Annotated in this window: 12 protein-coding genes and 1 pseudogene; 8 read left to right on the top strand and 5 right to left on the bottom strand. The window is 43.0% G+C overall.

Annotated elements, in window-relative coordinates; all coding sequences use genetic code 11:
* Positions 1-69 precede the first annotated feature (69 nt).
* A complete protein-coding gene (locus tag PAENI_RS10780; protein ID WP_223178933.1) occupies positions 70-1,413 on the bottom strand; it encodes a methyl-accepting chemotaxis protein in 1,344 nt (447 codons plus the stop codon).
* 294 nt (positions 1,414-1,707) lie between these two features.
* A complete protein-coding gene (locus PAENI_RS10775; RefSeq protein WP_149645227.1) occupies positions 1,708-2,469 on the bottom strand; it encodes a DeoR/GlpR family DNA-binding transcription regulator in 762 nt (253 codons plus the stop codon).
* Between the two features lie 209 nt (positions 2,470-2,678).
* Between PAENI_RS10775 and PAENI_RS10770 the strand changes: the two genes are divergently transcribed.
* The 7 genes from PAENI_RS10770 (at position 2,679) to PAENI_RS32210 (ending at position 9,719) form a co-directional block, all read left to right on the top strand.
* A complete protein-coding gene (locus PAENI_RS10770) occupies positions 2,679-3,431 on the top strand; it encodes an ABC transporter ATP-binding protein (RefSeq protein WP_149645226.1) in 753 nt (250 codons plus the stop codon).
* Positions 3,424-5,043 carry an ABC transporter permease subunit gene (locus tag PAENI_RS10765; protein WP_149645225.1) on the top strand — a complete coding sequence of 540 codons (1,620 nt, stop codon included), beginning with the start codon at positions 3,424-3,426 and terminating at the stop codon, positions 5,041-5,043. Before PAENI_RS10770 ends, PAENI_RS10765 begins: the two co-directional genes overlap by 8 nt.
* 47 nt (positions 5,044-5,090) lie before the next feature.
* Positions 5,091-6,092 carry an extracellular solute-binding protein gene (locus tag PAENI_RS10760; protein WP_188114524.1) on the top strand — a complete coding sequence of 334 codons (1,002 nt, stop codon included), beginning with the start codon at positions 5,091-5,093 and terminating at the stop codon, positions 6,090-6,092.
* Positions 6,093-6,116: 24 nt separating this feature from the next.
* Positions 6,117-7,211, top strand: coding sequence for a 2-aminoethylphosphonate--pyruvate transaminase (phnW, locus tag PAENI_RS10755; protein WP_149645224.1), 1,095 nt, complete (start codon positions 6,117-6,119; stop codon positions 7,209-7,211).
* Entirely contained in the window at positions 7,208-8,023 is an 816-nt protein-coding gene (gene phnX, locus PAENI_RS10750; RefSeq protein WP_149645223.1) for a phosphonoacetaldehyde hydrolase, read from the top strand. Before phnW ends, phnX begins: the two co-directional genes overlap by 4 nt.
* Positions 8,013-9,368: a (R)-1-hydroxy-2-aminoethylphosphonate ammonia-lyase gene (gene pbfA, locus PAENI_RS10745; protein ID WP_149645222.1), complete on the top strand. Its 1,356-nt coding sequence runs from the start codon at positions 8,013-8,015 to the stop codon at positions 9,366-9,368. Before phnX ends, pbfA begins: the two co-directional genes overlap by 11 nt.
* A gap of 177 nt (positions 9,369-9,545) precedes the next feature.
* Entirely contained in the window at positions 9,546-9,719 is a 174-nt protein-coding gene (locus PAENI_RS32210) for a hypothetical protein (RefSeq protein ID WP_223178932.1), read from the top strand.
* Here the strand turns inward: PAENI_RS32210 and PAENI_RS10740 are convergent.
* Positions 9,716-10,549, bottom strand: coding sequence for a UvrB/UvrC motif-containing protein (locus tag PAENI_RS10740; protein WP_262495574.1), 834 nt, complete (start codon positions 10,547-10,549; stop codon positions 9,716-9,718). The two genes, PAENI_RS32210 and PAENI_RS10740, sit on opposite strands and share 4 nt — an antisense overlap.
* A gap of 18 nt (positions 10,550-10,567) precedes the next feature.
* Positions 10,568-10,771: pseudogene (locus PAENI_RS32585) on the bottom strand (GIY-YIG nuclease family protein); the annotation flags it as partial.
* 169 nt (positions 10,772-10,940) lie between these two features.
* Here PAENI_RS32585 and PAENI_RS10735 point away from each other — a divergent pair.
* Positions 10,941-11,660: a hypothetical protein gene (locus PAENI_RS10735; RefSeq protein WP_149645220.1), complete on the top strand. Its 720-nt coding sequence runs from the start codon at positions 10,941-10,943 to the stop codon at positions 11,658-11,660.
* A 140-nt stretch (positions 11,661-11,800) separates the two neighbouring features.
* Here PAENI_RS10735 and PAENI_RS10730 read toward each other — a convergent pair whose 3' ends face one another.
* Positions 11,801-12,772 (bottom strand): S-layer homology domain-containing protein, encoded by a 972-nt coding sequence (locus PAENI_RS10730; RefSeq protein WP_149645219.1) that lies wholly within the window; start codon positions 12,770-12,772, stop codon positions 11,801-11,803.
* Positions 12,773-12,847: the final 75 nt, after the last annotated feature.

Below are 12,847 nucleotides of genomic sequence, written 5' to 3'. Positions count from 1 at the left end.
GCCATCTACTTCGTGAGGAGTAGATGGCTTTTTCTTTTGACTGAATGGTATTGAAACAAACAGATGTATCTATGAAGATCTCGTTAAACTGTCTAACTTAATAGCTAACTCATTTAGATTGCTGATGCTAATCACCGTTTCAGAAACATGTTGTTGCTGGACCTCAGCGCCAGCGAGGACTTGTTCAATAGCTGCGGTATTCTCTTCGGTAATTGCAGCCACTGAATTAACTTCGCCCAGTACAAGGGTGGATGCATGCCGGATATGATCGCTCCTATCCTTCAGGTCTTCTGCTTGTTCAAGCACCTGGTGTGTATTATTTCGAATGCCCTCGAATAATCGAGCGATATCATCAGTGGAGTTTTTTCCTGATTCTACAACTAGCAACCCGTTAGAAACCATATCGCCAACCTGGGCAATGTTATTTTGAATGCTTCTGAGAATCCGGGCAATATCCGCGGATGCATTGTGGGAGCTCTGTGCCAATTTTCGGATTTCATTGGATACGACTGCGAAACCTTTGCCGTGTTCCCCCGCATGAGCGGCTTCAATGGAAGCATTTAGCGACAAAAGATTCGTCTGCTCAGCAATTCCTACGATGCTGGAAACAATCGATTCAATCTTCTGATTTTCTTCATTCATTTGTGTCATCAAGCCAGCAGTACTCGTTACGATATCCGTAACTTCAGACATAGTTCCAGTTAAGCGAATGATTTCATCTTGCCCCTCTTGCGTAATTTGATCCGTTTCACGGCTTCTATTGCTCATGGAGACGGAGGCAGCATTTGCGTGCATAGCTGATTCGTTTAACTGCTGCATAGCATTTGAGATATCACTAACACTCTGTGCTTGTGATTCTACTCCACTAGCTATCTCTTGGAAGGCGGTTACGACTTCTTTTGAAATTCGATCTGTTGTCAGTACGTTGTTATGCATTAGATTACTAGATTGACTCAGAACTCCTACGGATTCAGTAACACCTGTAAGGATGCTCTCCATTTCCTCTCTGGCACGTTCAGCTTCGTTGCTGCTCTTAGACATATTTTTGAACATTTTCGCACCAATCTGACTCTGATAGATCAGAACCAGTATCATCATGATGAGAAAAACGTTAACACTTAAGGCATCAACGGATTCGAAAGCGGGTTTGGTCATTAGAAAATAGTTGAGTAAGATGCAAGCTATCACACCATTAAGGAACAATGGGCGATAGTTGTGATAGAGGGATACGATGCCTAGACCCCAGTATAGAATTAACGTACTAATGATGTTTGCCCCTGCATCGATGTAGAAGTATGTAATGATATTAAAGCCAATAGCTGTTATGTACATAATATAGGGTGTAGCCACACGTTTCCAAATTAGTACCGTACACAATAATCCAAGAGGGACCGCTGCTGATATAATCGCCATGATTGTTTGTGGAAATCTGTAAAGCGAAATTGAACCGAACAACAAACAGCCCCAAAACAAGTAAATAATTAATTTGTTTCTCTGGTGTAATTCGGACATCTGATTCAAGGGCATATTCACACTCCATAATGTAATAGTACTTCTGATTTTTAAGTTTAAGAGATTCACGAAATGATGTCTATGATGTTAAGGTAAGTGTCTGCGATCCTTAAAAAAACACGAAAAAAACCTCCCTTAGGTAAAATGGAAGTTCCACACAACCATTCAGATCCGAGAGAGGTTTCTTTTGTAATATTATTCCGCAATAATCAAGCTCGTGCGTTTGGTTTTAAATTTCTGCTGGAAGCTTCGATCTATATTACGGTCGGTAATAATGTATCCAATTTTATCGAGTGAGGCGATGCCGATGGTCACATCTTTCCCGAATTTAGTATGGTCAGCGGCAACATAAACTTCTTTGGAGAGATCGATAATTTTTTTGCGCGTTTGGGCTTCCTCCAGGTTATAGTCGGAGATGCCTTTTTCAAGGGTAATGCCGCTTGCGCAAATAAAAGCCTTAAGGATATTTAATTCACTGAAATTAAATAGATAATCATATGCAATGACAGACTGCTCATTTAGTCTGACCTTTCCGCCAATGATAATAAGCTCAACCGCACTGTTCATTAGCTCGTTTACCACAGGAATGGAGTTCGTAATGACCGTGAGATTCTTTTTATTCTTGATATATTTGGCGATCTGATAGGTGGTAGAGCCGCTGTCCAGATAGATGCAATCCCCATCGTTGATATATTCGCTGCACTTTTGGGCAATCATTTTCTTTTCCTCTAAGTGACCGACCATCCGCGCATCCATTGGAGATTCGGCAAACTCCGATTCCACCAGTTTAATTCCACCATAAATCTTCTTGATCTTCCCTTGCTTGTCCAGCAGGTTGATATCTCTGCGAAGGGTATCGATAGAAATATTAAGCTCTTCTGCTAGCTCCGGCAGCTTCTGAACTTTTTTGAACATTAAGATTTCTATGATTTTCTTTTGTCTTTCCAGTGGAAACATGTAATCACCCATTCAAAGTTTATATCGCTTTCGATAGTTGAAGTATAAAGGGATTAATATAGGGTAGCAACTACTCCTTTCTAAGTTAGTCATGATATACTTATAATATACTCACAACTTATTTATAATTTACATACATTTTACGTAACTGTTTATCCTCAAAAACAAAACCTTTTTATACTGAGGTTGTACTTGAGGAGGTGGAAGCTTTGCTTAAATTACAAAACATAAGCAAGCATTACGATAACAAGGTTGTTCTAGAGGATATTAGTCTAGACATCCAAGCAGGGGAAATTGTCTCCTTACTCGGCCCCAGCGGGAGTGGCAAAACCACCTTGCTAAACATCATCTTGGGATTGGCTAAGATGGAGCAGGGGCAAATCATTTTTAATGATCAAGATTTAAGCAATGTACCCATGAAGAAACGCGGATTTAATATAGTGTTCCAGGATTATGCGCTCTTCCCCAACCTTAATGCTTACGAAAATATCGTTTATGGTCTGAAAAATAAAAAGGGATTAACGTCGGATCATGAGGTTCAGGAGTATATCGAGTTTCTGGAATTAAAGCCGCATTTAACGAAGAAGATTGGCGCTCTATCGGGTGGGCAGAAGCAAAGGGTGGCTTTGGCAAGAACGCTCGTAATGAAGCCCAAATTATTACTGCTCGATGAACCTCTAAGCGCACTGGATGGAATCATCAAGGAATCTATTAAAGCTCGGATTAAATCCATCGCCAGAGAATATAAGCTTACGACGATTATCGTCACCCATGACCCTGAAGAGGCGTTAACCCTGTCGGATAAAATTCTCATCATTAATCAAGGTCATATTGCCCAATTCGGAACGCCTCAAGAGATCATTCAACAACCTAACAATGATTTTGTAAAAGAATTTATTCTGGGGCAACTGCAAGTGAAACGGGAAAATATCTATAACCTGTTCGGTGAACATTATGCCTAAAGCTAAACCGGAAATGCGGATCATTTTTATCCCAATCGTATTGTTATTTATCGTTTTCCTGATCTTGCCACTGGCAGTTTTATTTATCCGCTCGTTTGAAACAGGCCAAGGTTATTCGGTATCCAATTATCTCACCATTCTGGCAGATCAAGAGATTCGAGAGTCCATCGGAAATAGTATGAAGGTCTCCGGTGTTACGGCACTCATCACGACGGTTCTAGCTTTTATCCTAGCCTATTCTATCCACTGTACAAGAATCTATCGCCCGTTAAAAAGCATCATTAGAACTGGAATTCTGATTCCTATGCTGCTGCCTACGATTACTTACGGGTTTGCGATAATGTACTCTTTTGGCAACCAGGGACTGATTACTAAAATCTTCGGACGGAATTTATTCGAGATTTATGGATTTAATGGGCTGTTGATAGGCTACGTAATTTATACCTTACCTTCTGCTTTCCTGCTGATTCATAATTCGTTCAAGTACATTGATAAAAAGTTCATCGTCGTATCCAAGCTTATGGGGGATGGGACGCTGCGAAGCTTCATGAACACGATCGTTCGGCCATTGTGGGGCACTTTGGGAGGGGCGTTTGTTCTTTCTTTTATCCTAAGCTTCACGGATTTTGGGATCCCTGCATCGGTGGGGGGGACGTATAACGTGGTTGCTACTCAGCTGTATCAGGTCATGCTTGGGGCTATACCGGATTTCAACAATGGGGCAGTTATTGCTGTACTGATGTTAATACCGGCGGCGTTCGGGGTTGTGCTGTTAACGTATCTTGAAAAATTCAACTTCCATTATGACAAGGTGACTGAAATCGAGATGATCCCGAATAAAGGCAGAGATTCGGTTCTTGGACTAATCTCATCCGTGATTCTAATCGGGCTACTGGCTGTATTTGCAGTCATGTTCGTTGCACCACTGATGAATGGCTATCCTTATGATCTTACGTTTACATTCAAGCATTTTGTGGATATTTTTCAATCAAGCGATTTAATCAATGTATATAAAAATTCCTTGCTCGTAGCAGGACTGACGGCAATCGTAGGTACGATCGTGGCTTATGCTGCGGCTATCATCAATGTGCGAACGCCTATAAAAGGGAAAGCGACTTTTGACATCCTATCGATGGTGACGAACACGGTACCGGGTATGGTCCTTGGTCTGTCGTATCTACTTCTGTTCAATAACAGCAGTCTCAAAGGAACCTTTACGATTCTTGTGCTCTGCACCCTTGTTCATTACTTTACGACTCCTTATTTGATGGCAAAGAACTCTCTGGCGAAAATGAATCCATCGTGGGAAACCACTGCTGAGTTATTAGGTGATAATTGGCTGCAGACGATCCGCCGGGTCATTCTACCAAACTCTGCATCCACGGTGATCGAGATGGTCAGCTATTATTTTATCAATGCGATGGTGACCATTAGCGGAATTATCTTTCTAGTGACTGCCCAAACCTCGGTAGTTGCCAGCAAAATAAAAGAGCTGCAGCATTTCGCCAAATTTAATGAGGTGTTTGTCCTATCCATCCTGATCTTTTGCACCAACCTTATCATTAAGCTCCTAGGTGACTATCTCCAGAAACGGCAATCAAACTCTCGTTAGTTAACGATTTTAAATATAAAAAAACCAGTTAAAGTGAGGGAGAAATTATGTCTAAGAGAATTAAGGGATTCAAAGGAATTATGTTGTCTATCGTGGCTTTGAGTTTGGTGTTCACATTAGCAGGTTGTGGAAATAAAGCAGCGGGTGATGCGAGTAAAGTAGTGATTTTGACCAATGCGGATGAAGAAGCTGTAGCCTCTATGGAGACTGCGCTAAAAGGTGCGGGGTACGAAGGGCAATATCTCTTTCAATCCTTGGGCACTTCTGAGCTGGGTGGAAAGCTGATGGCAGAGGGAGACAAAATTGAGGCTAACCTGATCACGATGAGCTCTTATTTTGTAGAAAGTGCGCAAGAGAAACATGGCATGTTTAAAGATCTATCGTTTACGACTAACGCGCTAGATTCCTATCCAGCGTACTATACGCCGATTTTGGCGAATACCGGTGCTATTTTTGTAAACACAACGGTGCTTAAAGATAAGGGCTTGGCGATGCCAACGGCCATTAAGGATTTAACAAAACCAGAATTTAAAGGCTTGGTATCTGTTCCGAACATTATGGACTCTTCGACAGGCTGGTTGTTGGTTCAGGCGATTATTTCGCAATACGGGGAAGAAGAAGGTAAAACGGTTCTGCATGATTTAGTTGCTAATGTAGGCCCACATCTGGAAAGCTCCGGTTCCGGTCCGATTAAAAAGGTAAAAGCAGGAGAAGTGGCTGCAGGCTTTGGACTTCGTCATCAGGCAGTATTAGCTAAAGAAGAAGGCGCACCGATTGACTATGTAGATCCAACGGAAGGTAACTTCTCGCTTACAGAATCCGTAGCCGTGGTGAAAAAAGACGATGCAACAACAGAGCTGGCTATGAAAATGGCAGAAACGATTATTAAAGATGCTAGAAAAGACTTAATTACAAATTACCCAGTGGCTCTATATAAAGATGAAACGGTTAGTGATATCCATAAGCCTGCACACACTATGAAATTTGTTAAGCCGTTGACTGTGGAACTGCTGGAGCAACATCAACAATTCTTTAAAGAAAATAAATAAGATTAGAACAAGGAGTGTAGGGCCATGAACAACTATAAATTGCTGACACCCGGTCCATTGACAACTACTAACACGGTCAAAGAGCAAATGCTCTTTGACCGTTGTACTTGGGACCAGGACTATAAGAACATTACACAACAAATCAGATCCAGACTTCTGGATTTGGCAAGAGCAACGAACGATGAATATACGGCAGTTCTCATGCAGGGTAGTGGTACGTTTGCAGTGGAATCTGTGCTGACTACGGCGATTTCAGCGGATGATAAGCTTTTGATTATTACAAACGGTGCCTACGGAGAACGTATTGTGCAAATGGCGCAATATATCGGACTCCATTATCGTGTGTATAGTGCCCTATATAATGAATTCCCCCAAGAGGCAGAGCTTAGAGGGATTCTTAAAGAGGATCCAGCCATTACGCACATTGCGATGGTGCATTGCGAGACGACGACAGGGATTCTTAACCCGCTTGAGATGATCTCACAACTGGCAAAAGCCTACGATAAAACATTAATTATCGACGCGATGAGCAGCTTCGGTGGAATAGAGATTGATGTACCTGGGCTTGAAATTGACTATTTAATCAGCAGCGCAAATAAATGTATTCAGGGTGTTCCGGGATTTGGGTTTGTCATTGCAAAGCTGGATAAGCTGCTCACATGTAAAGGGAATGCACGTAGTCTATCACTTGATCTATACGATCAATGGATGGCGATGGACGCGGATGGGAAATGGCGCTATACGTCTCCGACCCATGTAGTCGCTGCATTTTCGAAAGCGATTGAAGAACTGATCGAAGAAGGCGGCATTCCTGCAAGGGCAGCAAGATACCAGAATAATAACCGCGTACTGAGAGAAAGACTTGCGAGAATAGGAATAGAGGCGTATATCACAGACGATAAGCAGTCTCCTATTATAACCACCTTTCTTTTTCCGAACGAGACATTCAGCTTTGAAGATTTCTATGAATATGTGAAAGAAAAAGGCTACGTCCTCTACCCAGGCAAATTAACGGAGCACGACACCTTCCGGATTGGGAATATTGGTGAGATTTACGAAGAAGATATTCAGAACTTATGTAATATTATCGAAGCATACATGGGAGGAATGACACAATGAATCAAGTCGAAGGCGTAATTCTGGACTGGGCAGGAACAGCGGTAGATTTTGGCTGCTTTGCACCGGTGAATGTTTTCCTTGATATTTTTCGGGAGGCTGGGATTGAAGTTACGATGCAGGAAGCTAGAGCCCCTATGGGGATGCTGAAAATAGATCATATCCGCGCGATGTTATCCATGCCAAGAGTAGGTGCCTTGTGGGAAGAAAAGGTTGGCAGAGCTTTTACTGAACAGGATGTAGAGAACCTGTATGCTGAATTCGAACCGGCCCTGATGGCATCCTTATCCGAATATACTGATCCGATTCCGCAGGTTATTGAGACCGTCCAAGTGCTCAGAAGCCAAGGACTAAAGATTGGTTCAACCACTGGATATACAGAGTCCATGATGGATGTTGTAATTCCGAATGCCGCTGGGAAGGGCTATCAACCGGATTATGTAATCACGCCAGATGGAACGCATTCTATGGGAAGACCTTACCCGTATATGATTTATCATAATATGGAAGCTTTAAAGCTATCGGCAGCATGGAAGGTTGTTAAGGTAGGCGATACGATTTCAGACATTCAAGAAGGTGTTAATGCAGGCGTCTGGTCCGTAGGTGTAATCATTGGAAGCTCTGAAATGGGCTTAAGCCAGGAGGAATTTAATGCACTTTCAGACGTGGAGAAGGAAACGGTGATCTCAGCGACACAGACCTCTTTTATTCAAAACGGGGCAGACTTTACGATTCAATCGATGAGTGAGCTGCCTCAGCTGATTGGGCGAGTCAATGTACTGATTTCTCAAGGAATCAGACCTTATGCGAGATAATCATGAGCTGAAAAGAGAAGGTGACATCAACTTTAGCCCCTTGCGGACAGAGTGGATGACCCAGTTAAGCGCTGTGAGTATAGATAGGATCGAAGCGGACGAGCGTGCATATATGCGACAATCCATGTCAACGCCGTGCTTGAACAGTATCGTAGATGCTGAGGGATGTTATATCACAGATGTGAATGGACGCAAATATCTTGATTTTCATGGAAATAGCATTCATCAGATTGGCTATAAGAATCCTTACGTAACTGAAGCTGTGAAAAAACAGCTCGACGAGCTACCGTTCATTCCAAGAAGATTTACGGCAGATATTGCGGTGAAAGCTGCAGAAGCTTTAATCAACAAAACGACCTCAAAGGACTATAAAGTATTATTTACGCCTTCCGGAAGTGCAGCTGTAGGTCTGGCCCTTAAGATTGCTCGCAAATGGACGGGGAAGCATAAGGTCATCTCCATGTGGGAGTCCTTCCATGGCGCGGGGCTGGACACAATCGCTGTCGGAGGAGAATACGTGTTTAAAAAGGACATGGGCCCGCAAATGCCAGGAATGCTGAAAGCCATTCCTTTTAACGCATACCGTAACCTGCTGGGAAGTCATTCCCATGAAGCAGTGGCTACCTTCTGCCTCGACTATCTGGAATATATGATTCAACATGAGGGAGAGATCGGGGCGATCTTACTTGAGCCTATTCGGGCGACGGATACGCATATCCCGCCTATCTCTTATTTCACAAGATTAAGAAAAATATGTGATGAATATGGGATTCTGCTGATTTTTGATGAGATTCCAACAGCACTGATGCGAAGCGGAAAGTTCTACGTCCATCAGAATTTCGATATCGAACCGGATATCCTCGTGCTCGGAAAAGGGTTAGGTGGAGGGGTGATCCCGCAAGCAGCAGTGCTTACCAGAACGCAATATGATTGTGCGGGGGATATTTCTTTGGGGCACTATACCCATGAGAAACCGGCGTTAGGAAGTGCAGCGATCTGTGCCACCATCGATTATATCGATGACTTAAATCTGCAGGAACAATGTATCAGCAGGTCTGAATTTTTAAGAGGGAAGCTTGAGACTCTGTCGGCTAAACATCTTTGCATAGGAGATGTCCGTATTACTGGACTACTGATTTCTATTGAACTTGTGAAGTCCAGAGAGACTAGAGAGAAGAATGAGGAATTAGCTGAGCGAGTACTGTATTATTGCTTGGAGAAGGGTCTTTCTTTTAAATTGGCAGGAGGGAACTGCATCACCTGGCATCCTCCGCTTATTGTATCTGAAGAGCAATTAACTTTTGCTGTTAATCTTCTGGATGAAGGATTGTGTAAATATAGTTGAGAGATAGGCAAGCTTCAAAACAGGTTTCTTCGGCTCAGTACATGGGGGGAGAAACCTGTTTTGTCGTTTAAGGAGTGAAGAACCTGCTCTTTTTGGGTAAGTTTAGAGTAACAGTTGAAATAATGGCTATTACTAGGGAAATATTCAGGTCACGTTGGAGCAGGCGAAGCAAACGGTATGGAAAAGCTGATAAAAGGTGAAGGTGACGGAGGAGGGTTTAGGAACTGGAGGAGCGTTAGTGTCCGTATTTGTCTTCAGATTTCTACCACGAATAGTGGTTTGAAATCAAGAAATCTGAAGACAAGAGCGGGCGGAAGTCCAAACATTCACCGCTGTTACAAGGTAGATTAATTATACGAATGGGCTGGAGCAGCATTTAAAAAGATACGCAACAGCTCGTCCACCGCAGTGTCTAGACGGGAATGATTGTTAGCTGCAAGCCAATCCTCTTGCACGATGATGTAGCTGCAGGAGCTGCTTTTTAAATAGCTGTATATAATTTGTGCTTCGTCAATTTCATGGCGAGTAATTGCTGCCGGGGCCTGGTTAAGTTCACCGCAGAAAGTGTCCATAATCGCTGATGTTATAACGGCTTGCAGGTAGGTAATATCGGGTTGAGCGTATTCGAGCTTAGTATGCGCCAGGATGCGATTTCCTTTGAGCAATATGAGTTTAAGCGTCTGTTCATCCATGGCTTCAAGGATCGCGATATTCTGATTCTCTGCAGCGAATTCGATAACCTTCTCTTTGTGATTCAGGAAGCTGATGGCTCCGATATAATCCCTGTATTTGGCGGCGGTTTCGAAGTCAAATTGCTCTGCAGCTTTAGTCATCTGTTGCTCCATCTCCACAAGGAGGCTGGAATCCGTTCCGTTTAGTAGGGCTATGACTTTATCAATGATCGTATTATATTGAACAGCAGCATCGCCGCCAGCACACATCCCTATGCATAAGCCAAGCGAATGGTTTAGGCATAAAGAATTTTTGAAGCTTGGATTGCTGCAAAGGATTTTTGAGCTTTCCTTGATGCCTTGCACGGCTCTTTCCACGGTACTTCTGCTCGTGTAGGGGCCCCAAATATGGTTACCTTTTTGATCAGCAGGATCATAGGTAATCTCTAACGAATGCATTTTATCATCCGTTCCTATTACGATATACGTATAAGCCTGTGGATTTTTCATTTTTCTATTGTACATGGGCTTTATTTCTTTAATTAATTTGCACTCCAGCATAAAAGCTTCGAATTCGGTATCTGTAAGGATAATATCCAAATCTTTAATATGGCGAACGAGCTGTTTTACCTTTGGGGAATGAGACTTCGAGTTTTGAAAATACGATTTTACTCTCCGTTTCAGCTGTTTCGCCTTTCCCACATATATAATATGGCCGAGGCCATCCTTCATGAGATACACGCCGGGAGTCAGGGGAAGGCTTTTAAGTTTTGCTGTTAAATGAATAGTAACCCCTCCCTCTCATAAGAGTTGTATGATTGATAGTTTTAGTATAAGCTTGCAACCTTCATTTGTTCAAATCAGTCTAAAGAGCGAGGGATCAAAGACGAGGAGGGATTTTATGTACTTCGCAAGAAATATCGGTGGCTTGGCGCTGATAGCAGCTATGTTATTATGGCTTACAGCATGCAGAGGAACGCCAGAAGCGGGAATGGAGCCGCAACAGACCCAGACGCCAGAGCAGTCACAAACGGCACAGCCAGTCGCTACGACGGAACCACCACAGGAGACAGAGCCATCAAGCACGGAGCAGCCACAGAATCTAGAGGGCTTGCCGCCATTAGTTGAGGAAGCAGCCACTACGGTAATGAAATCTCTCAGGAATAAGGATATGAAGCAATTGGCCGCATGGGTACATTCAGAAAAAGGGTTGCGTTTTTCTCCATACGCATACGTGGATACGAAGAATGATCTTGTATTTAGCAAGGATGAAGTGGAAGGATTAATGAATGACTCTACCAAAAGAGTCTGGCGAACATTTGCTGGATCGGGTGATTTAATTGAGCTGACATTCGCAGATTACTACAAGCGGTTTGTCTACGATGCAGACTTCATTCAGACGGCTGAAATTGCTGTGAACAAGGGGCTTGGGCAAGGTACAACGATCAATAACTTAAACGAAGTGTATCCCAAGGAGCAATATGATTTCGTTGAATATCATATTGCTGGCATCGATCCTTCTGTCGAAGGGATGGACTGGCGCAGCCTGCGTCTAGTTTTCGAGAAGATTGGAGAGGATCATGCACTAGTGGGCATTATTCATGATCAATGGACGCCCTGAGAAGCAGGGAATTCTTATTAGTCCTAGTGTAGTTTAGAACATAGGAAAGACCTCAAAAAACGAAGGTGCCTCATTAGCCATTTCACGGCTTTTGGGGCACCTTCGTTTGATTCGGTCCATAAGAATCGAGTCCGGAGCTTTTATTGCGTAGCGCTAGAAGAATAAGATGTAGATCCGGATACCGATTTAGCGATCGCTTTATATCCCTCTGGCAGATAAGTGACAACAGATGCTTTTGAGATCACCTGTGCGTACATTTTTCCTGGATCAGGAGCAGTCACATTAAAATAAATCACAGCGGTCTTGTCTTTGCCAAATTCGATTCGCTCAATCACTAGTCCATATCCAGAATGCGGTAAGTTGTTAACGGTCAATGTAGCCTTGTTTACTCCTTCACCCGCTTTGGTTAGTGTAACCTCAGTCTCATAGGTTGGAGTAGTAGGGCTGCCATTAGACACAATTACGCGTTTGGCAAAAGCAGCTGCATCGTAGGTCATCGCGGCTGCTTCCGAACGGGTAATGGCATCATTTGGCCGGAAATTACCGTTCTTATCGAGTGTGGCGATATGTGTATTCAGCAGGATCTGGAGACTATTTATAACCTCTGTAGAAAGTTTATCGCCATCCTTAATGTCTACATACATCAGTGTAACCGGGAAGTTACCTTTACTTTGCAGTGCTTGCGTCAATAAGTGAGCGAACTGAGCACGGGTGATGGTTCCGTTAGGATCTACTGTTCGATCAAGTGAAAGACCATTTTGCTTGGCAGTCAGGAAGGCTGAAGCATACCAGGATTTGTCGTTCACCTTATCAAAATAATCACTAGCTTTGGATGAGCTGTTACCCGCCTCTGGCTTCGGAGACAGATTCAGACCACCAACGATGAACTGAATCCCTTGGGCAAAGCTTACTTTAGATTTAGGCGCGAACTTATCTTTGTCTACTCCATTTATAATCCCCTCTTTATGCAGGGAGTTAATTTTTGCTTCCGCAGGATCACCTTTCAAATCCGAAAAAGCAAAAGCGGATGCTCCAAATGACAGGCTTGCTGTTAGAATACCGCAGGCTATCGTCATTGTTTTGACATTACTTATGAATAATGATTTCTTCATTATGCGTCACCTCCATACTCTTAGATGGTAGATTAGACCAAAATGTTGCAGGCAATTTAAAATATTATAAAGATT

Source organism: Paenibacillus sp. B2(2019) (genome assembly GCF_008370385.1).
Lineage (GTDB): Bacteria > Bacillota > Bacilli > Paenibacillales > Paenibacillaceae > Paenibacillus_AQ.
This window is presented reverse-complemented; position numbering and strand designations above follow the sequence as displayed.